The following is a 25,816-nucleotide window of genomic DNA, read 5'->3' on the forward strand; positions in this document are numbered from 1 at the left end:
ATAGTCCAGTATGTGGATGTATTTAGGCTTATTAGCCGCTCTTTTTTTAGGATTACACAACTTATGTAAAAAACATGCTGTACAAGGCAACGAAGTGTTTCCTGTCCTTTTAGGTACGGTATCTAGTGGCTTTTTATTTGTCGCTGCGTTTTATGGGTTGTCTATCTTTTATCCAGATTACGCGCTTGAGCACGGTTATAACTTTCAAAAGATTTCGTGGCAAATCCATGGTTTTATCGTTATAAAATCAGCGATTATGGCGAGTTCTTGGATATTAGCTTACCAAGCGTTAAAGCACTTGCCGATTACGATTGTCACACCTATTCGTTCTGCAGGACCGTTTTTTACCTTTATTGGTGCGATTTTAATTTACCAAGAACAACCTAGTCCTTTGCAGTGGATTGGCTTTTTCCTCATCATTTTCTCAGTAATGCTTTACTCTAAAATCGGTAAAAGAGAAGGTATAAATTTTAAACGCAACAAATGGATTTTCGCCATTATCGGAGCGACGTTTTTAGGCGCGTCCAGTGGTTTATACGATAAATTCTTAATTCAAAATCTAAGTCTCAACCCGCAAACCTTACAATTCTGGTTTTGCCTTTACACCATATTGATTCTACTTATTATCCTATCGATTACATGGTTTCCTCATGCCGAAAAACGAAAAGCCTTCAAATTCCGTTGGTCCATTATCGCCGTCGGTATTTTATTGCAAGCCGCAGATTACTTCTATTTTAAAGCCTTGCAAGATCCTGATGCCTTAATTATGTTGTTATCTGCCATTAAACGAAGTCAGATATTAATTGCCGTAGTCGTTGGTGGTTTAGTCTTTAAAGAACAGAATAAGCGTAAAAAATTAGTCCCCTTAGCAGGAATTATGGTTGGAGTTTTTCTAATTTTATATTCTAATTAAAAAGGAGTATTTAACATTAAGACAACTGAATCAGACTCTTGGTTGTTATGCTTCATTAAATTGTGAAAACTATAAAGTAGTGATAAAAAACGGGTTTAGTAATACCAATTTAAAACTTAACTTGCTATAATTTTTTAAACGATTAAACCGAATGAATTCAGATTACACTCAAATTATAGAAAACGCATACAAGTTCGTTAAGCCAATTAAAGACCACGGAAAACTAGCGACTTACATACCCGAATTAGCAAATGTAAATCCAGATAAGTTTGGAGTGCACATCACTAAAATAGATGGTAATAACTTCGGAATTGGAGACCACTTAGAGAAATTTTCAATTCAGAGTATTGCTAAAGTCTTGTCACTTTCGTTAGCTGTTAAGTTTCTAGGAGAGCGTATTTGGACGCGTATTGACGTTGAGCCTTCTGGTACAAAATTCGATTCGCTTCTTTTGCTAGAAACTTATAAAGGCATTCCTCGTAATCCATTCATTAATTCTGGAGCTATTGTTATTTGCGACATTTTAATCACACATTTAGAAAATGCACGTGAGGAGTTTCTTGAGTTTGTTAGAGATTTAAGTGATATTCCAGATCTAAACTATTCTGATGACATCGCTGATTCTGAAAAAGCTACGGGTTACCGAAATGTAGCCTTATGTAACTTTATAAAATCGTTAGATAATATTAAAAACGATCCAGCCGAAGTGTTAGATTTTTATTTCGATATGTGCTCTTTAGAAATGAATTGTGAACAAGTGTCTCGTAGCTTTTCGTTTTTAGCCAATGGAGGTAGAAAATTAAGCGATGGTAAGCGGATCATAACGAGCAGTCAGGCAAAACGAATCAATGCTTTAATGCTCACTTGTGGATTCTATGACGAGTCAGGTGAATTTGCATTTAAAGTGGGACTGCCAGGAAAAAGTGGTGTTGGTGGTGGTATTGTAGCCTTATACCCTAATAACTTTACGATTGCCGTTTGGAGTCCAAAATTAAATCCTAACGGAAACTCTTTTAAAGGCATGAAATTACTAGAAACGGTTACGACACATTCTGAAATGAGTATTTTTTAATGATTTAGATTATCAATCATGTTTTTAAACTAATACCTGTGACTAAACTCTTTGTATTCAAAACCAAAAGAGCATACCAAGAAAGAAAGAAAGAAAGAAAGAAAGAAAGAAAGAAAGAAAGAAAGAAAGAAAGAAAGAAAGAAAGAAAGAAAGAAAGAAAATAGTTAGTAAGCAATCAACACCCAAATTCCGACACGGTCGGAATCAACGATTTTCAGAAATAATGAGCTAAAAATAAAGTTTATTTACACAATCAAGTATTGGAAACTTAGATTTGATAAAAACCTTAAATTATTAATCTATTAGCGAATGGAGCTTTAGCAAATGCGCAGCATTCACGAAAACCTATTTAAACAATAAGAATGGATGAGTAACTCCTAACAAATCGTTTTGATTTTTTGGTTCGTTTTGCATCAAGGCAAAATGAATGTTCAAAACAGACATTAAAAATACGTTAGTTCGAATGTCCCGAGGTTTTCTTCGGGATGTATCAAGAATCTATAGAAAAACGACCAAAATCAAAATTTCACACTTTTTTCACAATCTGCACGCCGTTTTAAAAAGCATTTCCAATAACTTTAGAAAAAATAAAACATCATGAAACAAACGCTTTTATTTCTCCTGCTATTAACACTTCACACCGTACACAGTCAAGAACAACAAGAAGCATATATCATACAAGCCGATAGTACTTGGGGAAAGGAAATCATAAAATTCCCAATAGAATGGGCACCAAAACTCACTTTAGAAGGTTACGAAGAATTAACTTTTGCACCAGAATGGTCTAAAGAAAATCACGACGACTTTTGGTCTATAATTATGACATGGAGGGTGAAAACAAACCAAGAGATTCCATTATACGAGTTAGAATACAACCTACTCCACTACTTCGATCATCTGATGAAACCAAATTATTGGGCACAAGAGTTTCCTTTGCCTGAAGCGGAATTTAAAGCACCAATGACAACCGAAAAAGGAACTGAATATGAAGCACAACTCACGTTCTTTGATGGTTTTCATACTGGTAAAGTCATAACCACTTACATTTTAGGACAGCAAATATTTAACCAAGCAACAGAAGAAACTATTATAATTTTTAAAATATCCCCAAAACCATATACCGAAGCTATTTGGAAAAAATTAAACGTCCAGACAATAATTACTGGATTTAAAAAGGATTAAGCCTAATAAACAATCGTAAAACGTCAGTTCGAGTATTCCGACTTTTCCGTCGGAATGTATCGAGAACCTCTAAAGCTAGCAAAAACATTAAGATTTTATTCTTCTCAGTTAATACCCACTGTTTGAAATTTCTAAATTTGAGTACATCTTAAAAATTAAAAGTTATGAAAAGCGAAGACAAAAAAGAACAATACAATTCAGATATTACAAAAGAAGACGAAAAGATTCTAGGAGACAAATCTGGAAACCTAAGGCAAGACAATGGTGATGACAAACTTTTAAGAAACCGTGAAACCGAACCCGATTTCGCCGCAAAAGATTTAGATATTCCTGGTAGTAAAAATTCAAAACCATTATCTAATAATAGAAAGCCTGATGAAGAAAATCAGCACTATAGCTTAGGAAGTGATCATAATGAAAACCTTGAGCTAGATATTGAAAACAGCAAATAGTTTAAAAGCCTGACCAAAATCTAAACAAGGTTAAGCTATTATAAAAACATAAACAATCAAAATCCATTACAATAGCAGACATCATAATAGCTATTCAGGATTTTGATTTTTTACATTATAGCTATTTGGTTCGTTAGATTGAAAAGAGACAAGAAGAAAACAAACCATAAGTAAACCATCAACACCCAAATTCCGACAGCGTCGGAACCAACGATTTTCAGAAATAATGAGCTAAGAATAAAGTTAATCTATAATATCAAGTATTGAAAATACAGGTCTATAAAAACCTCAAATTATTAATGTATTAGCGAATGGCGCGCAGACAAATGCGATAGCATTCACGAATTCAAACCTAAACAATAAAAACCCATGAGTAATTTCCTAACAAATCGTTTTGACTTTTTGGTTCGTTTTGTGTCAAGACAAAATGAACACAGAAAAACAACAGATTAAATATCCCGATATTCTCATCGAATTATTACAAGAACCACGATCAACATTAAAACACAAATAAAAACACAGGTTCTCGATACTAATTTCACTCATTGCAATCGCAAAATTCACTCGAACTGACGATCTTCAACAAAAGAACATATCAAAAAAGAAAAAACAAACCACAAGCAAACAAGCAACACCCAAATTCCGACAGCGTCGGAATCGCTGTCGGCAGTATATATAATCAAAATCCGTTAAAAATAGCTGAAGCCTTGGAAGCTATTTAGGATTTTTATTATGGTTTTAAGAGCACCAAAGTGCTATTAAAAATACCTTCGACAGTAAAGGACATTTTGGTTCGTTTTTGGTCCTTCAAAAATGAACGTATTAAATCAACAGATCAAATATCCCAATCTTCTAATCGAATTATTATAAGAACCACGATCAACACTAAAACACAAATAAGAATACAGGTTCTCGATACTAATTTCACTCATTGCAATCGTAAAATTCACTCGAACTGACGAAGCTCTTTAAAACAAACATTAGCTTAAAAGAACAAATAAAAAAGCATCGCAAAACAAAAGCTCTACAATGCCAATCCTAATATCAATAAAATAACCAAAATTACTCAGAAGCAAACGGATAATCCGTATACCCCTTTTTCCCAGGAGTATAAAACGTATCCTTATCCCATTCCGCTAATTCTAAATCCTGTTCAAAACGCTCTACTAAATCCGGATTAGAAACAAAAGGCTTACCATAAGCCACTAAATCCGCATCACCATCAGCAAGCACTTTATTCCCTTTATCCTGATCAAAATTAGTATTAATCATCAATGTTCCATTGTACAACGGACGAAAATGCTTAGCAATATCAGTTACAGCAAAGGGCACCTTAGAAACATCGGTAAACGGTTCTGATAAATGCACATAAGCCAAATTATAATCATTCAGTTTTTTAATAATATATTCAAACGTCGGAATGGTCTCTTCATCTACCGTAATGCCAAATAAGCCATGTAACGATGGATTAAAACGCACTCCAATTTTTTCTTGTGGAATCACGGTTTTCATAGCGTCTAAAACTTCAAAAAAGAAACGTGTTCTATTTTCAATATTGCCGCCATAGTCATCAGTTCTGGTGTTAGAACAGCCATTAAAAAACTGCTGAAACAAATACCCATTAGACGAATGCAGTTCAATGCCATCAAAACCCGCTTCCACAGCGTTCGCAGCCGCATTTTTAAAATCGTTAACGGTACGTTTAATATCTCCAGCCGTCATCGCTTTTGGAGTTACGGTTTCCTTAAATCCGTTTGGAGTATAAGACTGAGCTTTAGGATTAATCGCTGATGCAGAAACAGGCAATTCACCATCATGAAAATCGGGATGCGAAATACGGCCAACATGCCATAACTGTATAAAAATAGTACCACCTTTGGAGTGTACACGTTCGGTAACCTTTTTCCAACCGTCCACTTGCGCTTTAGAGTGAATACCAGGAGTATTGATATAGCCCACAGCTTCCTTAGAAACCTGAGAACCTTCTGTTATAATTAAACCTGCCGAAGCACGCTGTTCGTAATATAAACCTTGTAAATCGTCTGTAGCGACTTTTTCTTTGTTATCCGCACGACTACGCGTCATAGGTGCCATAACAACACGGTTTTTTAAAGTGATATTTTTATGATAGGGAGTTAATAAATGTTGCGTATTCATAGGTGTTTTACTTGTGTTAATTTGAAGTATAAAGTTACGATTTTCAAACACCAATTTGGCGAATAGATAGCAATTAAGATAGATTTAACCTTTCTTAAACGCATCAATACTTTGTTGTTATAAGTCAAGAGCTATAGGTTTTAACCCTTAAGTTTGAATCAATTTTAATGTGAACTATCATAGAAAGATTGATTAGAAATAAGAAGGAAGTAGATGATATAATATGTGGTGATAAATTTGGATGATTAAGTAAAGGTTCTGGAAAAGACTAACTGTTAATCGTGCACGTAAAATAGCCTAGCATCTCTGCAACAAAAACTTAGATCATCACAAAAATAGACCATATCATTATGAAAATATTTAAATTTAGTTCCATCTTATTTAGTACGTTACTATTGGTTTCGGCCTGCAAGGATGACGTTAAAAGTAATCTAAATAATACTCCAAATACGGAAGGTATTGGATACGTAGAAACCGATGCGTCTCCTTCTGGTATTTACGACAACATTGTTTCTCAGTTAAATAGTAACGAGAACATTGGTATTATTGCAGAAGTTAACCATTCTGAAAATGCTCAGAACGTCGGTTTAGAATTAGATTTTACACGTACCGTATATTTTGGAAATCCGACACTTGGAACTCCACTAATGCAAAATAATAGTTCTGCCGGATTAGATTTACCCCAACGCCTTACCGTGTTTACTGATGAAATTGGAGATGCTATTGTGGCATACAATTCAGTAGACTACTTAGTTAACAGACATAGTTTGAGCGATGTTTCAACAACAGATATGATAGCCAATGCACTTGTTACCATTGTAAATAGCGCAACAGAGAAAGATATTGTGTTAAATTCATCTAGTCCCATATTAAACGACGGAATTATTTCTGTGACGAGCACGAACGACTTCAATACAACCTATAATCTAATTTTAGATACCTTAAACAGTTTAGACGCCGTGTCAGTTATCGCAGAGTTAGATCATCAAGCTAATGCTCAAAGTGTTGCCATGGAGTTATTGCCTACGAAATTAATCATTTTTGGAAATCCAGCATTAGGAACACCGTTAATGTCAGAATTAAGAACTATAGCTTTAGACTTACCCCAAAAAATGTTGATTTATGAAAATAGTGATGGTGATGTCAATATTATATATAATAATCCATTTTATATAGGAGAAAGACATGGTATAACTGGAAATAACGACACTTTAGAAATGATTTCTCAAGCACTGCAAACCATATCTGCTTCTGGGACTTCAGCGAACTAAAATGTATGTGAGCCAAAACCCTCATTTTGGTAAACATTGTGAAAAGCTTGTAAATACTTTATTTATGAGCTTTTTGCTTTTATAACATGAACAGTTTTGATAATTAGTTTTTAAGGAATACCGTAATTCACCAAAACATTAATTAACCATTAAATAAAACATCTCTCCTTGCCATTTCCCACTATTATTTAGACCTTCGCAAAAAAACAACCCAATGACAATATTTGTAGACATGGACGATGTGTTAGCCGACACTTACGGCAAACACATAGAATTATATAACAAAGAACATCAGCAAGACTTACGCATGTCGCAAATTTCTTCTGGTGAAATATGGCATAATGTCCCAAAAGCACACCAAGAAAGTATTAGGCAACACGCGTTACAACCTGGCTTTTTTAGAGATTTAAAACCTATTGAAGATAGTATATTGGTCATGGAAGCGCTGTATAATAGACATGAAGTTTATATTGCTACGGCAGCAACTCAGTTTCCAAATTCCTTATTAGAAAAGAGCGAGTGGTTAGATGAGCATATGCCATTCATTACGTGGCAACACCGTATTATGTGTGGAGATAAGTTTATCTTAAATGGAGATGTTCTTATTGATGATAGATCGTATAATTTAGAGAAGTTTCAAGGAGATACATTATTGTTTAATTCTCCTCATAATGTGAATGATACAGGCTACAACAGAGTGGCTACTTGGGAAGATATCGCTAAGCTTTTACTTTAAAACAAACCCAAAGCTTCACAACGAATGTAATCGGAATTACTTTGAGTCGGCCAATGCAACGGTCTTTAAAGAGGTAATTGAAGATTCCTAGATGTACGGTTGATAGCACTAAAATTTACTAATGGTTAGAGCATTACATAGGCAAAAGGACTTGCGCAAGTTGCTTTCGGATTTTAATAACACGTTTATCATTTTGTAGCGCATCTTCTCCTACTTTGAGTCGTGCCATTAATAAAACTGTAAGTTTATCAATGGCATGTATTATCGCCAGTACAATATTGTCATTATCAGCTTCAAAATTAATGGGTTGTAGCTTTTTTCCTGTGATATTAGTACTTAATGAACAGTGATTGCCGTAACGTCCTTCTCTTTCATAATTTTCATTAGATAAATGAACGTTTATATCGGTAATATGTAATTTGTAGGTCTCTAATCGACATTCAAATAACGCCGTAAGATAAGCCGTGTCTCTTTCGGTAATATGTATGGTTTTATTAGAGTTAAGTTGCGTCGTATTAAATTGAATTCTCATGATCCTATAGGTTTTAAAATGGTTAAATTTTAATTATTATGTTAATGGAGTCTGTATTTATGAATTCAGAAGTGCATTAAAATAATGATAGACCTTTCGTATTATTTAGACTATATGTTGTTTGGGGTATCATATGATTTGATAAAGTTTATTAGTTATGAGGGACTATTATTTGAGGTATTTATAATGTAGTGAATTACTTACAATTCCACGACTAAACGAGGTTAAGCTTGTGTTAAAGCTGACTGATTAGCGTTATAATTTTCTGAAATGAAATTAAATCTCCGGTAATTCGATGCTAATTGCAACTTTAGAAACTTTAGATATAAATAGTTACCTTTCATACAGCAATTATGATACACTAGGATGAGTAAGCCAATTAATACCTTTTCAAGACGCGATTTTGCCAAACTTTCAACATTAGGAATCGCAGCATTGCCTTTTTTGGGGTTTCAAAATGCTTTCGATCCAATAAATTCTGCAACAGAAAATGACCTTAAGGTTCATTTGTTTTCTAAACACTTACAGTTTTTAAATTATAGAGATATGTCTGAAGCTGCTGCGAACATGGGTTTTGATGGACTCGATTTAACTGTTAGACGAAAAGGCCATGTACTTCCAGAACAGGTAAAAGACGATTTACCAAAAGCGGTTGAAGCCATGAAAGCATATGGATTACAACCACAACTAATGTCCACAAACGTTTGGGATGTTAACGATGATAAAAACAAAGTGGTTTTAGAAACAGCAAGCCAATTAGGGTTTACGCATTATCGCACCGATTGGTTAACATATCCAGAAAATCAATCCATACAAGAGAGTCAAGCACACTATGCCAAACAAGCCAAAGCTTTAGAACAACTTAACGAAGAATTAGGATTAATTGGTGGTTATCAAAACCATTCGGGTAAACATGTGGGTGCAGCCGTTTGGGATTTGCTCCCTATTTTAGAAGCTACAAAGGGTGAATTTCTAGGTTGTCAATATGATATTAGGCATGCGGTTGTTGAAGGCGCTGGTAGTTGGGAGTTAGGTTTGCAACGTATTAAACCATTTATTAATACTATAGTGATTAAAGATTTTAAATGGGGCCTTACAGACGGAAAATGGACGCTTATAAATGTACCACTTGGTGAAGGAATGGTAGATTTTAAGCGCTATTTCTCAATATTAAAAAAATATAAAATCAATGTGCCTGTGTCTCTACATCTCGAATATGATTTAGGTGGTGCCGAAAAAGGGCATTCTACTTTAACCATCAGTAAAGAAGAGGTTTTTAAAAATATGACCAATGATTTACAGTTTCTTAAGGAAGTTTGGAAGCAAGCTGAATAAGGTGTGGCCCGGAGCGCAGAAAATCCTGCGTTAATCAGGATTTTCTGTTGTTTTAAAACGAGGGAGTTTTAGAACTTTAAATCGTTTAAGAAACTATTGACGTTTTCTTTTGTTTCGCCTGTTTTCTTCTGAATTCGGCCAACAACTTCATCTTCTTTACCTTCTTGGTAATCTAGATCATCGTCAGTAAGTTCTCCCCATTTTTGTTTTAATTTTCCTTTAGCAATATTCCAATTGCCTTTTGCTTTATCTTGCCATGGTTTAGACATAATTTCTGTATTTTTAAGTTAATAAAGTAAATCACTTTGATCTACTACTGTAAATTTACAGCAAGTCTTAAACACCCATTAGCACAATCCATTAATAAATTGATGCAAAAAATAAAAGAAGGTAAAAACGCATGATTTACACCATTATTGATGTTGAAACCACAGGACAAAGCAATCGCATGACTGAGATTTCAATTTTTAAATTTAACGGAGATACCGTAATAGACGAGTTTACATCACTAATAAATCCGGAAACTTATATTCCACAGCATATTACAGCACTCACAGGGATCGATGACCATATGGTTGCTGACGCTCCGCGGTTTGCAGAGGTTGCAGACGATATTATAAACATTACTGAAGGAGCCATATTTGTGGCGCATAACGTGAATTTCGATTATAAAGTGATTAGTGGGGAATTCAGTAGAATTGGTTTAGAATTCAACAGAAAGAAACTCTGTACGGTTCGTTTATCGCGACGCTTATTACCAGGACATCGGTCTTACAGTTTAGGGAAATTATGTAGTGCTTTAGAGATTAATTTGGTGGGCAGACACAGAGCCAGAGGCGATGCCGAAGCCACCACTATTTTATTCGAATTACTATTACAACAACCTGAAGCTTCAGATGTTTTTAAGGAATTTTTAAACAAGAATTCTAAAGAAGCCACCTTACCTCCTAACCTACCTAAAGAAACGTTTGAAGCCTTGCCAGATACCGCAGGCATCTATTATTTTAAGGATAAGAAAGGAATTGTCATTTATGTCGGTAAAGCCATAAACATTAAAAAAAGAGTGCTTAGCCATTTTTATAGTAAAACAAAAAAGGCGCAAGATATGGTGAGAGAAACGCGCGATATCGATTTTGAAAGTTCTGGTAGCGAATTAATAGCACTACTTATGGAAGATGCCGCCATTAAGCACCATTTTCCGAGGTACAATAAAGTCGCGAAACGCACTATACAATCCTTTGCCATATTCTCGTATGAAGACCGAAAAGGAATTCTACATTTAGCTAGTAATAAAAGCCGTTTAGTGCCTAATCCTATCGTGACATTATTTAGCATAAGAGAAGTGCGTGCCTATTTAGAAAAGATGTGTGAGAAGCATAACTTATGTCCTAAATACTGCCATTTACAAGAGTCGGTTTCGGAATGTTCGCATTTCAACATCAAAAACTGTAAAGGGATTTGTAAAGATGAGGAAACTGTAGAAGATTACAATAACAGAGTTCTTGAGGCTATTCATGATATGTCAGATCAAAAGAGCGATATCATTGTAAGAGAAAAAGGCAGACACGATAATGAGGAAGCCTTCGTTATGGTGAAAAACGGCGACTATTTAGGTTATGGTTTTGTTGATAAAGAAGAGACTATTAACCACATTGATGATTTAGATACCTTCCTGATTCCTCAGAAAAACAATATGGATATTCAGAAGATTTTGAGATCGCGTTTGTTGGATTTGTAGTTGGTTAGTTTTTGGTTGATGGTTTTTGGTTGTTGGTGTTCTCGATATGTAACAATTGTCGCTTCGGGTGAAATTCCTTTTTCTTGGAATTTTGTATCGAGAAGCTCACTTATTTAAAAGACTCTAAAAGACATAAAAGTCTCTACCACAAAAGAAAACAGCACCATAAAAGGGCTGTTTTCAACTCAGAAAATAAGATATCTAATCTATAGCGTTAGGGAAATAGATTTCGATTTATTTTCCTTCTTTAGGGTTATAATGTAAGTAATCTCCGCTCCATTAGTATGCTCATAATTAACAGTGCAGCTGCTATTAAGAAACGCCCATCCTGGATAATCTTTTGCTAGTTGACTGCTTATTGTTAATGGAATTCGTACATCTTCGTAGTATTCTTCAGAACTCAAAATAACACCTTTAGTATCATAAATGGCAGTGATAGAATTGTCGCTCGATTGAAAATTAACAGTGTACGTCATAGACTTGTTCTTACTATAAACAGGATCTTTTGAGACATCAAAATCGGCCGCTACTTTTTGTAATTTCTTAATAGAAACCGCTAAAGGTTGTGCTGCGGTAAGTTCTAAATTTAAATACTGTTCGTTGAGAACTGAAATGGAACGCGGTGTATAATCCTTGTCGTTAAACTGAGACGTTTCCATTGCTAAATCATTTTGCGCTGAACTAAGGTTGGCAAGTCCTAAAAAAATTAAACCAAGAAGACATGTTTTCATAAGTGATACGGTTTTAGAGTGGTACTTAATAATTAAAGTGGTAATAGCATTATTCTAAATAAACACGTTGTATAAATAGAACACTGCTAAAGTAAAAGTTAAGTAAGGCACAACCGCATAATCGATATAGACCACTGATGTACAGGCGATAGACATTTAATAGACAGTTCCGTAATTTGAATTATAATTACCTAGTAATAAACAATTTATAGATTTTGAATAAAGAAATCCAAATCCGTTTCTTCTGAGAGTTCAAGTTTTTTTCTTAGGCGATAGCGACTGGTGTTTAAGGACGCTAAGGTGATATTTTGAAGGGTCGCAATACTTCGACTTTCAATTTTTAATCGAATTAACGAGCACAGTCTAATCTCGTTTTTGCTTAAATTTGGATAGCGCTTTGTCAATTTACTGTAAAACGCATCGCTCAGTTTATCTAAGCGTTCAAAAAATTCTTGCGTATCGCTATCAACGCTTATTTTATTTGAAATGGCTAAATCAAGGTCATTAATTAATTCCGGACGCGCTTCTGAATTCGCTTGTTTTATAACTTCTAATTGGTCGGCGAGCGATTTAGCCCAATCCTGATCTTGCGTGAGTTTAATGGCAAAATCAGACAAATCACGTTCTTTAGATTTAATCTCAGAATTAAGCTGTTCTACCTTTAAGGCAGAGTTTTCAAGGAGTTGTTCTGCCAATAATTGTTTGTTCTTAGCATTTATAAGGTGCTGCCGTCTACTAATAATTAGTGAAACTAAGACAATTATAAAAATCGAAGACAAAAGTCCTATAAACCAAAGTTTAGCACGTTGGTTTTTAATCATGTTTTCCTTTTGAATCCGGTCGATTTTAAAATTTAATTCAATTTTATCTATCGTAATATCATTCAATTCCTCTTGCCATTTTTTATCAGCATGATTCAATATCGTTTGAAGACTGTCCGAAATATGTTCAATTTGCTTAACAGTTGTATATGCCGCTGGAATATTAGTTTTAGCACGTAAGAGTACTTCTTTAGCTCTTAAATATTCTAATTTAGAACTAGAGCTCAGATTATTATTGCTTTCTTGAAGCTTTATGATGCTGTCTAAGAAATTCAAAGTGCGCTGTGCTGCCTCTAGTTTGTTTAAATGCGTATTGGTCGTCACCAATTGCGATCCTGCACTAATTAACCTTGGAATGTCATTTTCTAACGTTTCTTCGTTAATGGCTGTTTTAAAAAAATCAAAATTTTGCTGATATAAGGCCTGGGCTTTTTCATAATCCTCTTGGTCGGTATAAATATCAGCAACATTATCGCGTATACTCCCATTTAAAGTGTGCTTAGGGAATTTAGACGTTGTAAGTGCATAAGCACGTTTAAAGAAATACATGGCAGAATCCAGATCCTTTTTGTGCCAATAAAAAAAGAGGCCATAATTATTTATGGACGATGGATGGTAAATATAATTCAGGTTCTTTGAAAACAATATATTCACTTTGTGCTGAATTGCTGCACTATCTAATAAACCTAGCTTAGCATAATTTTCAGCAAGTATACTTCGGGCATAACTACGCATCTCCATAAATTTGTTGCGTTCTGTGAGGCTTAGTTCAGTTTCATGAGCTTCATAATACCTAAAAAAGTCAAGATATGATTTTATAGATTCCTTCGGGAAACCCACTTCTCTAAACCAATTGCCAGAATGCAAATAACTGTCTAAAACGAATTTGGCATGCCCTTCAATATGATTTAAGAGATCTAAACGTTTAAAATGAAGTGATAAATAGCGCTGCATTTCAGCATCAGAAAACGAGACGCGTCGATACGTTTTTATATCATTTTCAGGAAACACAGATGCCATGGAATCACTAATCTGTTCGTACTGTTTAAAATAGGTATCACTAGTAAGCGTGGTAGTTTGTGACCACAATGGAAAAATTACTACGGCGAAAAAAAACAAGAATGACGTATAATACTTAAGCATTAATTATCAATAAGTTAGACAGGTCTAAATATACTTATTTTTTAAGGACCTATGACAGATACTTTTTCAGAGCAAATCCTTAAAATAAATTCCCATTGCGCACACTCGGGTCATAAGCGTATCTTAAGCGGGTCATAAGCGGGTGATAAGCGGGTTCGCTATTGAAAATTCTTACATCATTATATAATGTATCGATTTAAGCTACGATTTAACGTTCAACATACACTAGGCTTCTTTTCGTAATACAGCTAAAGGAGAACTACTTAATACCGATCGTATATTACTTAAACCAATAGCCATTACTAACACTGTTATACCTGGTAAAATCACTAAAAAAGGAATCATTGACGGAGCAAAAGGTTCATTAAATACTAATAATGCCAAACAAAGACTACTAATTAAGGCTAATAGAATACCGACTAAACTACCTAACAATCCTAAAAACAAGTATTCTAAAGCTGAAATTTTTAGAATCTGTGCATTTTTAGCACCAAGGGTTCGCAACAAAACGCTCTCTTTTATACGCTGGTACTTGCTCGTTCGAACAGAACCAATTAATACAATAATACCAGTGATAATACTGAAGAACGCCATAAAATTAATAACCCAAGACACTTTATCTAGAATATCTTCTACGATAGTATACACCTGACGTAAATCTATAATGGACACATTAGGGAATTCGGCCACTAAATCGCGTTGTAATGCCGCAGAACTAGCTTCATCAGCTGCATTTGTAGAAATAACACGAAATTGTGGCGCTTGCTCAAGTGCTCCAACAGGAAATACAAAATTAAAATTAGGTTGTAATTGTCTCCAATCTACTTTCCGTATACTACCAACCGTAGTTTCCATAAGGACACCTTGCACATTAAACGTAATGTTATCACCAATATCTATACCGTCTTCCACAAGATTATCTGCTATCGAAACTAGTATCGGAGCATTAGGAGTGGTGTGTGATGTCCACTCACCTTCCAAGAGTTCTTCAGAATCTATCATGGCATCACGATACGTGCTTCTAAATTCATGATTTAATATCCAATTCCGCATTTGTTTGGTAGAGTCTTGGCGTAAGTCATTTGCTAAGCGACCTTTTATTTTATGAATACGCATCGTCACAATCGGAATACTATTCACAACAGGTAAACCTTTCGCTTTAATACGCGCTTCAACAGTGTCTTGCTGGTCTGATTGCACATCTAAAATGATAATATTAGCATTACTAGAGCTCTGCCCTACTTCGGTTTTTGCTAATAGAATATCTTTAGTAAAATACAAAGTGCTAATTAAACAGGTTCCTAAACCAATAGCAACCACTAAAACAACGGTTTGGTTATTGGGCCTGAATAAATTGAGTAAACTTTGGCGTGCTGCAAAACCCCATCGTTTTGGGAAATAAGTTTTAATCCCCTTAATAAATAGCAAGGCAACCCCTGTTAACACTGCAAAAGCAATTAAAGTCGCTAGCATAAACCCTAAAGCATACAGCGCATCGCCTAATAACCAAAATGAAAACAAGAATAGAAAAATTAAAACTGCGGCAATCACTGCCACACGAACTTTAAAGGGTTCTTGAGCTCCTTTTTCATCCACGCGCAATACTTCTAATGGCGAGACATACCACGTTCTAAGTAATGGTAATAGAGCAAATAAAACGGACATAAATAATCCTAGAAAAACACCAATAAGTATGGGTTGTGCAGAAATTGAAATTTCCACCGAAAATGGTAAAAAGTCTTTTAATAAATAGGGAAACAATTCTTGGATACCAATACCAACTAGCGCTCCAATTAATCCACCAACGATACCAATACCAGCAATTTGAATTAAGAAAATCAAGAAGCTTTGCATGCGTGAGGCTCCCATGCATTTTAAAACGGCGATAGCACTTAATTTCTCTTTAATATAAATATGAACAGAGCTCGCAATCCCAATACATCCTAATAATAAGGCAATAAAAGCGGCTAGATTTAGGAATTTACCAACGTTATCATAGCGTTTTCCTAAACGTTCACTAGTACTTGTATGCGTGTCTAAATCTGCTTCCTCCTTTTTTAATTGTGGATCTATAATTTTTTCAAACGCTTCTAGGTCAAAAGTTTCAGCCGTTTTATAGAAAAACTGATATTCTTTACGACTCCCAAACTGTATGAGTCCTGTCGCTTCCATTAAAGCATAAGGCATAATAATCGGAGGAGCTACAGATGTTGAAATAGCCGTGCTGCCAGGAATCGCTTTTAGTGATCCCAAAATAGGTAATGTTATTGCCCCGACTTTAATAGAATCTCCCGGTTTTACATCAAATTGAAGCATTAAAGTGGCATCAACTAATGCTCCACCTAAGTCCTGATAAGCATCTGCTGCAGAGCTTGGTTCTGTGTCAATGGTTCCATAAAAAGGAAAGGCGCCATCTAAACCACGCACCTTAACCAATTTAGTGCCTCCATTCTTAGGAAAAGCTATCATCGATACAAAGTTGATTTCTTTAGCATCGGGTTGTAGGGAATCTATAATTGTTTGTGCGCGTTCTGTTGGTTCTTGTCGAGTATCTATCGTATAATCCGCACCCATTAAGGCTTTAGATTGAAGCTTTATATTGTCTTTGAGATTATTACTAAATAATTGAATAGATACCACTGCTGCAATACCTAAAATGATAGAAGCCATAAATAGGAACAAACGTACTCTGCTCGCTTTGGCATCTCTCCAAGCCATTTTAAAAAGCCAGGTTGTATTTTGATTCATATTGTTTGAAATGTTTACAGTACAGCTGTACGTTCGTTGGTTAAAATCTGGCCACCTTTAAGTCTTAAGATTTGTTGCGTGCGGTTGGCTAAATCCAAATCGTGCGTAATAATCACCAAAGTGGTTCCGGCTTCTTTATTCAACTCAAATAATAATTGAATCACTTTTTCGCCAGTTTCCTCGTCTAAATTTCCTGTTGGTTCGTCAGCAAATAAAATGGAAGGTGCATTAGCAAAGGCTCTCGCTAAAGCCACACGTTGTTGCTCTCCACCAGATAGTTGTGATGGATAATGATGTACACGATCTGCTAAACCTACCTTTTCTAATAAAGCCAGACTGTTCTTAACAGCATCCTTAGAACCTTGTAATTCTAACGGGACGCTCACATTTTCAAGCGCTGTGAGGGTTGGTAGCAATTGAAAATTCTGAAATATAAAGCCCACATTCTTATTACGTAATTGTGCGCGTTGGTCTTCGTTTAAAGTATTCAAATCTTGTCCACAAAGTTCTATGGTACCAGAATTAGGCTGATCTAAACCAGCACATAAGCCTAATAAAGTCGTTTTCCCACTTCCTGATGGGCCAACAATAGAAAAAATTTGTCCTTTTTCTACGTCAAAAGAAATGTTTTGTAGGACTGTTAATTGTTTGTTACCGCTAGAATATGTCTTTTCTAGACCAGTTATGTTTAATATCTTTGGCATACTAATTTTAATTTATAAGACCATTTATGTCGAAGGCTCAAAATAATCATTTGCATTTAATTTCACCAATCTCAACGGCTTCTAAACTCTTAAAGTTTTGTTATTTTATAACAGCCTTTTTATTGGTTGGTTGTGGTGGTGATAAAACAGAGAAAACAACAGAAACCCAATCTGAGACACAAACAGAAGACGTGGTCACAACAGATACGAGTACAAAAACCATTCTGTGTTTTGGTGATAGTATCACTGCTGGCTATGGTTTAGATGATACCAATGACGCTTTTCCTGGTGTTCTACAACAGAAAATTGATTCTTTAAACTTAAATTATACCATTGTTAATTCTGGAGTTAGCGGAGAAACTACAGCAGGAGGAAAAGGTAGAATCGACTGGATTTTAAACCAAGATATTGATATCTTTTTATTAGAATTAGGGGCTAACGATGGACTACGTGGTGTTAATCTTGTAGAAACGGCCACAAACCTTCAATCTATAATAGATGCCGTAAAATCGAAAAGTCCTAAAACTAAAATTATATTAGCAGGTATGCAATTACCTCCAAATATGGGGCAAGAATACACAAGAGATTTTAAACAGATCTTTATGAATATTGCAGAAAAAAATGACTTAGCGTTTATTCCTTTTATATTGAAAGATGTTGGAGGTATCAAAGAACTCAACCAAAACGATGGAATTCATCCTACGGTTGAAGGTCATAAAATACTTGCCAACACCGTTTGGGAAGTTTTAAAGCCGTTACTTTAATCTTAAATAATAGTAACCCTAACTTTCTTTTTCTTTAAACGTGTATTGTTTAATTGATCAACTAAACTATCAGCAATACTAACAGGCACGCCAACAAAAGCACAATCTTGTTTCAATTCTATAACACCAAGCTGATCTTTAGAGATGTTCCCTTGTTTAAAGAATAGACCCGCAATATCACCTTTAGATATTTTGTCTTTACGACCACCAGAAATAAATAAGGTGGTCCAAAACGGAGGCTTAATGTCTTTGGCAGTGTTAACTCTAATGATTTTCGACTTTTCAATAAACTCTGGAAAGACTTCTCTATCTCCTTTTATAAGATATGCTGTTCCTTTAGAATTGACTCTAGCCGTTCTACCATTTCTATGGGTATATTCTTGATACGCATCAGGAATTTCATAATGAATAATATAGCTCATCTCAGGAATATCAATACCTCGTGACGCTAAATCACTAGCCACAAGTATAGATACACTTCCGTTTCTTAATTTTATTAAAGCACGTTCGCGATCGTGTTGTTCCATACCTCCATAAAAACACGTATGCGCAATGTTCTTTTTGTCTAAAAAACGACTTAAATCTTCGAGACGTTCTTTTTTATTACAAAACACAATTCCAGGCTCATTACCTACATGATGTAATAAATCGACTAAGGTATTATGTTTATTTGCCGATGGTGACACCACCGTTTTTATTTCTAGCTTAGAACTTGGTTTCTCCGTTAAGAAATTTAAGGTCTTAGCTCCATCCATTTTTAAATACTTTGGAATAGAGGCTCCTTGTGTCGCAGAGGTCAGAATGCGTTTGTTTACATTGGCCAAGTAACTCATGATGTCTTTCATCTCACCTCCTGCTCCTACTTCAATTGAAATATCGAACTCATCAATCACTAAAGTTTTAATGAATTTGGTGGTAAAACGTGCTTGTTCAAAATGATCTGCTAAACGTCCTGGTGTCCCAATTAAAATGGCAGGTGTATGTTTTAATTCTATTTTATCTTTTGAAATCGCACGACCTCCATAAATGGCATTGGCCTTATAACCCGATCCCATATTACGAATCACCGTTTCAATTTGAATCGCCAATTCTCTAGAAGGTACAATAATTAATGCTTGTACATCTTCACATTCAGGATCTAAGGTTTCTAAAAGCGGTAATAAAAACGCTAAGGTTTTTCCTGTTCCTGTTGGAGATAATAATATTGTTTTGTCGTTAGCCTCAATAGACGCCAAAGCAGACTCTTGCATTGGATTAAGCTGGTAGATATTTAATTTTTCGAGTATATCTTGCTGTGCTTTGATGTTATTTGCCATAACTATTTTTTCTTTTTCTTAGGTTTAAAATCGTCAGATTTTTGAGATCCTAATGACGTTTGAGCTAACTGATCAGCCAATACTTTTTCGATCAATTCTTCTTTAGTTAAATGATGAAATACGGTTCTAACGTCTTTTCTTAATTGTTCAGAAATGGTACGATTGGGTTTGGTCTTAAATATTTTTTTAGCCCATAATAAGGCTTTGTTTTCTTCTATGCTTTGAGTGTCTGCTTTCTTGTATTCTTTAAAAACAATACCCAATTCAGCTTCAAAATCCGCAATATCAATAACTTCCTCTTGTTGCAGAATGGTTAATGCTAACCCCTTTGCTCCGGCTCTAGCCGTTCTACCACTTCTATGTACGTAAGCATCGTAAGTATCTGGTAAGTGATAATTAATCACAAATTCAACAGCTTTAATGTCTAATCCGCGAGATGCTAAATCTGTAGCAACTAAAATATCAATATGGCCTTCTCTGAACTGTCCCATAATCCGATCGCGAATACCTTGCGTTAAACTACCGTGAATGGCACCAGATGAGAATTTATTAATCGCTAAGTTTTTAGCTAATTTATTGACGGCTGCTTTCGTTTTACAGAAAATAATGCCGCGTTGCCCTGCTTTCGAATTTAAGAAATGCAATAAAACATCTAACTTTTCTATAGGCTCAACCACCACATATTGATGATCTATACCCTGATGTCCCACAGTTGCCATATCAGCTTCAATATGCACCACACGTTTTGACATGTAATTCTGAACCAATTGTTTAATGGTTCCTGGCATCGTCGCTGTAAACAATAATGTACGTCTTGTTTTCGGGATTTCTTTAATTATAGCATCGAGTCCGTCTTTTAGAGCACTAACCATTTCATCAGCTTCATCTAATATAAAATAAGAGATATTAGAGATGTCTACGGCGTTTCGTTTTACTAAATCAGCCAAACGACCAGGTGTTGCTACAACGATATGTGTGGTATTCTGCAAACGTTCAATTTGAGGTTTTATAGGAATACCACCACAAACTGTAGCTATAGAAACTTCTGGCATATATTTAGCAAACGCTGTTAAGTTTGCACTAATCTGCTGACCTAATTCTCGTGTTGGTGCTAGTATAACGGCTTGTATTGTGGACTTGTCTGTATCTATTAATTGCAATAACGGGAGTCCGAATGCCGCTGTTTTTCCTGTTCCTGTTTTAGCTAAAGCCACCACATCTTCAGTTTGATGTAAGACTGCTGGAATAGTTTTTTCTTGAATATCGGTTGGAACTGAAATTTGTAAATCAGCTAAACCTTTTTGTAGCTGTTCATTAATTCCTAAATCGGAAAAACGTGTGGACATAAAAAATAATTTTTGCAAAGGTAGGAATACCGTTCTTGGTAATGGGTAAAATAGATGTCATTCCTACAAAGACACAAACCTATTTTTTATAAAATTAGATTCCTGCTTTCGCTGGAACATAATGCTGTCAAAAAACTGATAGCAAAGTGACTATCAATAACAACGAAAATATTTAAGTTAGTATGATATTTATTTTTTAATCACACGCACATTAGTAGCTATTAAGCCTTTTTTGCCTTTTTCTACATTGAAAGTCACTTTATTCTTTTCTCTAATCTTATCTACTAAGTTAGTTGTATGAACAAAAATCTCCTCTTCCGAATCTTTAATGGTTATAAATCCAAAGCCTTTTTTCGCATTAAAAAATTTAACGGTTCCTTCTTTTGTTTCGCTTGCTTTGTTAGAATTAAATAATTTATTTATGAAACTTCTAATCATCTTTCTATTTTAAATTTTATTTATAGGTTTAAAAAGTAATACTAATGGGTAGTCCTACTTTTAGTAATTAACGCTACAAAAATAGTATAAATAATAGAGTTTGTAAGAAAGACTTCATATATAGTTGATTCGTATTCTTTTTTATCTAAAAGATTCTATGAATTTATATCTTTGCACTCCTGATAATTAGCCTTAGAAAAACGTGAAACAAATAAAAGCATACTTAGATCAAATAGCGACAATATCGCAATCGGATTGGGACTTTTTTACGTCTAAATTACAGCGACGCGTGATTAAAAAGAAGAGTGTTTTTCTAAAAATTAATGACATAGAAAATCATATTTCTTTTATTGAGTCTGGTGTCGTCCGTTTATTTATTCCCAAGGAGAATTCAGATAGAGAAATTACATTCGGTTTTAGTTTTAAAGATCAATTTGTTAGTGCTTATGATTCTTTCTTAACGCAAACACCTTCAGCATATCAATTACAAGCGCTTTCAGAAACGACTTTGTTAAGTATGACGTATTCTGATTTACAAGAGGTTTATAAAAATACACAGATCGGAAACCTTGTGGGCAGATTAACAGCAGAGCGCCTCTTTTTATTAAAATCTAGTCGTGAACAAAATCTATTGAACCTTACTGCCGAAAAACGGTATTTAAAATTATTTAAAGAACGTCCAGAACTCCTAAAAGTAATTCCACTTAAATATATTAGTTCTTACATTGGTATCACTGCACAGGCCTTAAGCCGAATTAGAAAACGTGTTTAGTTATTTGGTTTAGGTATAACAATCTAGCATCTTTCAATCGTAAAGTATATACATTTAATTGATTTAGATTCATTGTTTGGCACGTATTGTGTCATTATCTTTGCAAAAACTTAACTATGATTATAATTCTTTTTGTTTTAATACTTTGGTATGGAGGTCTATTTTTTCAATCCTTCTTTTTGCATCGTTATGCGGCACACCAAGTGTTCACCATGTCAAAAACCATGGAACGCATAACCTTTATTTTAACATGGATTTTTCAAGGTTCTAGTTATTTAAGTGCTTATGGCTATGGTATAATGCACAGAATGCACCATGCTTATACCGATACAGAAAAGGATCCACACTCTCCGTCTTATGATGCTAATGTATTTGCCATGATGTGGAAAACAAAAACCATCTATCAAGATATTAATCAACAACGTATTTCTGTAGACGAGCGTTTTACTAAAAATGTACCACAATGGAAATCGTTTGATCGTTTTGCTAGTTCTCGATTTTCGAGATTACTATGGATTTCATTGTATATTTTATTCTTTGCACTTTTTGTAACCTCTTGGTGGCAATGGTTATTATTACCTATTACATTTTTAATGGCACCAATTCATGGAGTTATTATTAATTGGTTTGGTCATATTTACGGTTATGTAAATTTTAAAATGAAAAACACGAGTAAAAACTTATTCCGATTTGATTTCTTAATGATGGGCGAAGGTTATCATAATAATCATCACAAGTATGCTAGTAGAGCTAATTTTGGTGTAAAATGGTATGAAATAGATTTAACTTATGTCATTATAAAAATATTAGACGCTGTTGGTATTATTAAGCTAAAACCAATAAGAATTAAAAGTTAATTGAGTTGTCTTACTTGAAACCTGAAAATATAAAATAAAAAAGCCCATCATAACTGATGGGCTTTCTTTTTAAACTTTGAAGTATATGTATTAGATAACTTTTACGTTTACTGCGTTTAATCCTTTTTTACCTTCTTCAAGATCGAATTCAACTTCATCGCCTTCACGAATTTCATCTACTAATCCAGAAATGTGTACAAAATGATCTTTGTCAACTCCTTCTTCAGTGATAAATCCAAATCCTTTGGCATCATTGAAAAACTTTACTGTTCCTTTACTCATTGTAATGTAATTTAATTTATATAACTTTTAAAATACAAAGATGATGCCATTTTTTTAACATACAATGTTTTAAAGTACTTATTTTATTTTATAATTCAGTGTAGCTTTATATGCGATGATTTAATGTATGATTTTCACATCCTATAATAGTTCATCCTTCTAGGATACTCGTGTTAAAAACGAAGTAATTTTCTCTTTATAAGGATATAATATCATAAAATTTAAAGTTCAAATTAGTAAGTCGGCTTTTAAGCACTACAAAGAATTAGAATTCAGTTGAATTATTGATGAAAAAACAACCTAAAATATGATATATCTCATAACTTTATAAGTCTAAAGCTCTAAATTTGCTAATCGTTTTAAACTAGTATTAAATAGATATATTACCAACAATAATGAATAAAAAAACGACCAACAAAGCCATCTATATTACCACTACAGAACCCAACAGTGGAAAATCTATAATCTCACTTGGATTAATGCAATTATTGCTTGGAAAAGCAGCTAAAGTAGGTTACTTCAGACCTATTATTGATGATCTTAAAGCAGGAGAAATTGATAATCACATTAATACAGTAACCTCTTATTTTAATCTCGATTTAAAATTTGAAGATGCTTATGCCTTCACCCGAAGCGAAGTGATTAAAATGAAAAATGATGATGACGATGATAAAATTATTAGTAAAATCATCGATAAATACAAAGCCATTGAAGAGCGTTTTGATTTTGTATTAGTTGAAGGTAGTAGTTTTGTGGGAGAAGGTGCTATTATTGAGTTTGATATTAACGTTTTAATTGCTAAAAACTTAGGTGTTCCGGCTATAATAATAGCAAATGGCATTGGAAAAACCATCGAAGAATTGGTGGGTAATTTACATATGGCATTCGATTCTTTTAAGGATAAAGGTGTAGAAGTGTTATCAGTAATAGCTAATAAGGTAGATTCAGAATATCAACCTTTAATCATTTCAGAATTAGAAAAAAACTTACCGTCTGGTGTCCTTGTTAATGCTATTCCATTAAATCCTTTATTAGCAAACCCGTCTATTAAAGAAATTGTAGATGTACTTAATGCTGAAGTCCTTTTTGGTGAGGCATACATTAACAATCAAGCAGGCAATTATAGTGTTGGTGCGATGCAACTGCGTAATTATTTAACACATTTAAAAGATAATGCTTTAGTAATTACTCCTGGTGACAGAGCTGATATTATTTTAGGAGCTTTACAAGCTAATATTTCAGACAACTACCCTTCTATTTCTGGTATTGTACTTACAGGAGGTTTAAAACCTGAAGAGTCTATTATTAAACTTATTGAAGGACTTTCTGATGTGGTGCCTATTATATCTGCAAAAAGAGGGACGTTTTCAGTAACGAATTGTATTGGTACGATAAAGTCTCAGATTTATGCTGAAAACACACAAAAGATTCTGACTTCAATAAAAGACTTTGAAAAGCATGTAAAATCAGATGCGCTAGTAGAACGTCTTATTACATTTGAAACCAACGGAGTGACTCCAAGAATGTTTCAGTATAACTTATTAAAACGTGCGCGTTTAAATAAAAAGCATATTGTTTTACCAGAAGGTTTAGATGAGCGTATTTTAAGAGCTACAAAACAATTAATTGATGTAGATGCTGTAGAAATTACCTTGCTGGGTGATAAAGAACAAATTGAAGCAAAACTATTGGCGCTCGATATTGCATTAGATTTAAACCGAGTTAATATTATAAATCCTATAGAATCAAATAATTTTGAAGCTTATGCTAATACCCTTTATGAGCTTAGAAAGCATAAGAATGTAAATTTAGCTATGGCTAAAGATTTAATGGAAGATGTTTCTTATTTTGGTACTATGATGGTGCATAAAGGTGATGCAGATGGTATGGTTTCTGGTGCTGTACATACAACGCAACACACTATTCTTCCGGCACTTCAGTTTATAAAAACAAGACCTGAAACATCTATTGTATCTTCTATATTTTTTATGTGTTTAGAAGATCGTGTTTCTGTTTATGGTGATTGTGCTATTAATCCAAATCCAAATTCAGAACAATTAGCAGAAATTGCTATTTCGTCTGCGGCAACCAGTATTGCTTTTGGTATAGAACCTAAAATTGCGATGTTGTCTTATTCTTCTGGTTCTTCTGGAGTTGGTGAAGATGTAGAACGCGTAAGACAAGCAACAGAAATCATTAAGACTAAGCGTCCGGATTTAAAAGTTGAAGGCCCTATTCAATATGATGCTGCCGTTGATATAAAAGTAGGAAAAACAAAACTACCAGATTCGGAAGTGGCCGGACAAGCGAATGTCTTTATTTTTCCAGACCTAAACACAGGAAATAACACCTATAAAGCTGTACAACGTGAAACTAAAGCATTGGCTATTGGACCGATAATTCAAGGTTTAAATAAACCTGTAAACGATTTAAGTCGTGGTTGTACAACAGACGATATTTTTAACACGGTTATTGTTACTGTAATCCAAGCACAAGGTCTTTAAAA

Annotated in this window: 24 protein-coding genes; 13 read left to right on the plus strand and 11 right to left on the minus strand. The window is 34.3% G+C overall.

Features of this window, described 5'->3' with window-relative positions:
- The first annotated feature begins 10 nt into the window (after positions 1 to 10).
- From BLT80_RS10850 to BLT80_RS10865, 5 genes are all read left to right on the plus strand, one after another.
- On the plus strand, positions 11 to 913 hold the full coding sequence (locus BLT80_RS10850; protein ID WP_092467818.1) for an EamA family transporter: 903 nt from the start codon (positions 11 to 13) through the stop codon (positions 911 to 913).
- 151 nt (positions 914 to 1,064) lie between these two features.
- The gene (locus BLT80_RS10855) at positions 1,065 to 1,985 is read left to right on the plus strand and encodes a glutaminase (protein WP_092467821.1); all 921 of its coding nucleotides are present in this window, start codon (positions 1,065 to 1,067) and stop codon (positions 1,983 to 1,985) included.
- Positions 1,986 to 2,023: 38 nt separating this feature from the next.
- Positions 2,024 to 2,149 carry a hypothetical protein gene (locus BLT80_RS20405; RefSeq protein ID WP_262508031.1) on the plus strand — a complete coding sequence of 42 codons (126 nt, stop codon included), beginning with the start codon at positions 2,024 to 2,026 and terminating at the stop codon, positions 2,147 to 2,149.
- Positions 2,150 to 2,582: 433 nt separating this feature from the next.
- Positions 2,583 to 3,167 (plus strand): hypothetical protein, encoded by a 585-nt coding sequence (locus BLT80_RS10860; protein WP_092467823.1) that lies wholly within the window; start codon positions 2,583 to 2,585, stop codon positions 3,165 to 3,167.
- 164 nt (positions 3,168 to 3,331) lie between these two features.
- Entirely contained in the window at positions 3,332 to 3,619 is a 288-nt protein-coding gene (locus BLT80_RS10865) for a hypothetical protein (protein WP_092467825.1), read from the plus strand.
- 1,062 nt (positions 3,620 to 4,681) lie between these two features.
- Here BLT80_RS10865 and BLT80_RS10870 read toward each other — a convergent pair.
- A complete protein-coding gene (locus BLT80_RS10870; RefSeq protein ID WP_092467827.1) occupies positions 4,682 to 5,776 on the minus strand; it encodes an alkene reductase in 1,095 nt (364 codons plus the stop codon).
- A gap of 350 nt (positions 5,777 to 6,126) precedes the next feature.
- On the opposite strand from BLT80_RS10870, the gene BLT80_RS10875 reads away from it, so the two are divergent.
- Together BLT80_RS10875 and BLT80_RS10880 are read left to right on the plus strand one after the other, a co-directional pair.
- Positions 6,127 to 7,047 carry a DUF302 domain-containing protein gene (locus BLT80_RS10875; RefSeq protein WP_092467829.1) on the plus strand — a complete coding sequence of 307 codons (921 nt, stop codon included), beginning with the start codon at positions 6,127 to 6,129 and terminating at the stop codon, positions 7,045 to 7,047.
- Positions 7,048 to 7,261: 214 nt separating this feature from the next.
- Complete coding sequence (locus BLT80_RS10880; RefSeq protein WP_092467831.1) at positions 7,262 to 7,783, plus strand: 5' nucleotidase, NT5C type; 522 nt, start codon at positions 7,262 to 7,264, stop codon at positions 7,781 to 7,783.
- A 133-nt stretch (positions 7,784 to 7,916) separates the two neighbouring features.
- Here the strand turns inward: BLT80_RS10880 and BLT80_RS10885 are convergent, their stop codons facing one another.
- Positions 7,917 to 8,315: a hypothetical protein gene (locus BLT80_RS10885; protein WP_092467833.1), complete on the minus strand. Its 399-nt coding sequence runs from the start codon at positions 8,313 to 8,315 to the stop codon at positions 7,917 to 7,919.
- A gap of 366 nt (positions 8,316 to 8,681) precedes the next feature.
- On the opposite strand from BLT80_RS10885, the gene BLT80_RS10890 reads away from it, so the two are divergent.
- A complete protein-coding gene (locus BLT80_RS10890) occupies positions 8,682 to 9,650 on the plus strand; it encodes a sugar phosphate isomerase/epimerase family protein (protein ID WP_245710225.1) in 969 nt (322 codons plus the stop codon).
- A gap of 68 nt (positions 9,651 to 9,718) precedes the next feature.
- Here BLT80_RS10890 and BLT80_RS10895 read toward each other — a convergent pair whose 3' ends face one another.
- Positions 9,719 to 9,919 carry a CsbD family protein gene (locus BLT80_RS10895; RefSeq protein WP_092467835.1) on the minus strand — a complete coding sequence of 67 codons (201 nt, stop codon included), beginning with the start codon at positions 9,917 to 9,919 and terminating at the stop codon, positions 9,719 to 9,721.
- 131 nt (positions 9,920 to 10,050) lie between these two features.
- Here BLT80_RS10895 and BLT80_RS10900 point away from each other — a divergent pair, with 131 nt between their 5' ends.
- Complete coding sequence (locus BLT80_RS10900; RefSeq protein ID WP_092467837.1) at positions 10,051 to 11,388, plus strand: exonuclease domain-containing protein; 1,338 nt, start codon at positions 10,051 to 10,053, stop codon at positions 11,386 to 11,388.
- Between the two features lie 206 nt (positions 11,389 to 11,594).
- On the opposite strand, the gene BLT80_RS10905 is transcribed toward BLT80_RS10900, so the two are convergent.
- The 4 genes from BLT80_RS10905 to BLT80_RS10920 form a co-directional block, all read right to left on the minus strand.
- A complete protein-coding gene (locus BLT80_RS10905) occupies positions 11,595 to 12,119 on the minus strand; it encodes a hypothetical protein (protein WP_092467839.1) in 525 nt (174 codons plus the stop codon).
- Positions 12,120 to 12,325: 206 nt separating this feature from the next.
- The gene (locus BLT80_RS10910) at positions 12,326 to 14,083 is read right to left on the minus strand and encodes a transcriptional regulator (protein ID WP_139181053.1); all 1,758 of its coding nucleotides are present in this window, start codon (positions 14,081 to 14,083) and stop codon (positions 12,326 to 12,328) included.
- Positions 14,084 to 14,308: 225 nt separating this feature from the next.
- Entirely contained in the window at positions 14,309 to 16,801 is a 2,493-nt protein-coding gene (locus tag BLT80_RS10915) for an ABC transporter permease (RefSeq protein ID WP_092467993.1), read from the minus strand.
- Between the two features lie 44 nt (positions 16,802 to 16,845).
- Complete coding sequence (locus BLT80_RS10920; RefSeq protein ID WP_092467843.1) at positions 16,846 to 17,535, minus strand: ABC transporter ATP-binding protein; 690 nt, start codon at positions 17,533 to 17,535, stop codon at positions 16,846 to 16,848.
- Between the two features lie 26 nt (positions 17,536 to 17,561).
- Between BLT80_RS10920 and BLT80_RS10925 the strand changes: the two genes are divergently transcribed.
- On the plus strand, positions 17,562 to 18,299 hold the full coding sequence (locus BLT80_RS10925; protein WP_092467845.1) for an arylesterase: 738 nt from the start codon (positions 17,562 to 17,564) through the stop codon (positions 18,297 to 18,299).
- 2 nt (positions 18,300 to 18,301) lie between these two features.
- On the opposite strand, the gene BLT80_RS10930 is transcribed toward BLT80_RS10925, so the two are convergent.
- The 3 genes from BLT80_RS10930 to BLT80_RS10940 all read right to left on the minus strand — a co-directional run bounded on the left by BLT80_RS10930 (position 18,302) and on the right by BLT80_RS10940 (position 21,399).
- The gene (locus tag BLT80_RS10930) at positions 18,302 to 19,615 is read right to left on the minus strand and encodes a DEAD/DEAH box helicase (protein WP_092467847.1); all 1,314 of its coding nucleotides are present in this window, start codon (positions 19,613 to 19,615) and stop codon (positions 18,302 to 18,304) included.
- 2 nt (positions 19,616 to 19,617) lie between these two features.
- Positions 19,618 to 20,961 (minus strand): DEAD/DEAH box helicase, encoded by a 1,344-nt coding sequence (locus BLT80_RS10935; protein ID WP_092467850.1) that lies wholly within the window; start codon positions 20,959 to 20,961, stop codon positions 19,618 to 19,620.
- A 189-nt stretch (positions 20,962 to 21,150) separates the two neighbouring features.
- Positions 21,151 to 21,399, minus strand: coding sequence for a cold-shock protein (locus tag BLT80_RS10940; RefSeq protein ID WP_092467852.1), 249 nt, complete (start codon positions 21,397 to 21,399; stop codon positions 21,151 to 21,153).
- A gap of 202 nt (positions 21,400 to 21,601) precedes the next feature.
- On the opposite strand from BLT80_RS10940, the gene BLT80_RS10945 reads away from it, so the two are divergent.
- Both BLT80_RS10945 and BLT80_RS10950 read left to right on the plus strand, forming a co-directional pair.
- Positions 21,602 to 22,171, plus strand: coding sequence for a Crp/Fnr family transcriptional regulator (locus BLT80_RS10945; RefSeq protein WP_092467854.1), 570 nt, complete (start codon positions 21,602 to 21,604; stop codon positions 22,169 to 22,171).
- A gap of 116 nt (positions 22,172 to 22,287) precedes the next feature.
- The gene (locus tag BLT80_RS10950; protein ID WP_092467856.1) at positions 22,288 to 23,028 is read left to right on the plus strand and encodes an acyl-CoA desaturase; all 741 of its coding nucleotides are present in this window, start codon (positions 22,288 to 22,290) and stop codon (positions 23,026 to 23,028) included.
- A 90-nt stretch (positions 23,029 to 23,118) separates the two neighbouring features.
- On the opposite strand, the gene BLT80_RS10955 is transcribed toward BLT80_RS10950, so the two are convergent.
- A complete protein-coding gene (locus tag BLT80_RS10955) occupies positions 23,119 to 23,310 on the minus strand; it encodes a cold-shock protein (RefSeq protein ID WP_092467858.1) in 192 nt (63 codons plus the stop codon).
- Positions 23,311 to 23,705: 395 nt separating this feature from the next.
- On the opposite strand from BLT80_RS10955, the gene pta reads away from it, so the two are divergent.
- Complete coding sequence (gene pta, locus BLT80_RS10960) at positions 23,706 to 25,814, plus strand: phosphate acetyltransferase (protein ID WP_092467860.1); 2,109 nt, start codon at positions 23,706 to 23,708, stop codon at positions 25,812 to 25,814.
- Positions 25,815 to 25,816: the final 2 nt, after the last annotated feature.

Source organism: Winogradskyella thalassocola, assembly GCF_900099995.1.
Lineage (GTDB): Bacteria > Bacteroidota > Bacteroidia > Flavobacteriales > Flavobacteriaceae > Winogradskyella > Winogradskyella thalassocola.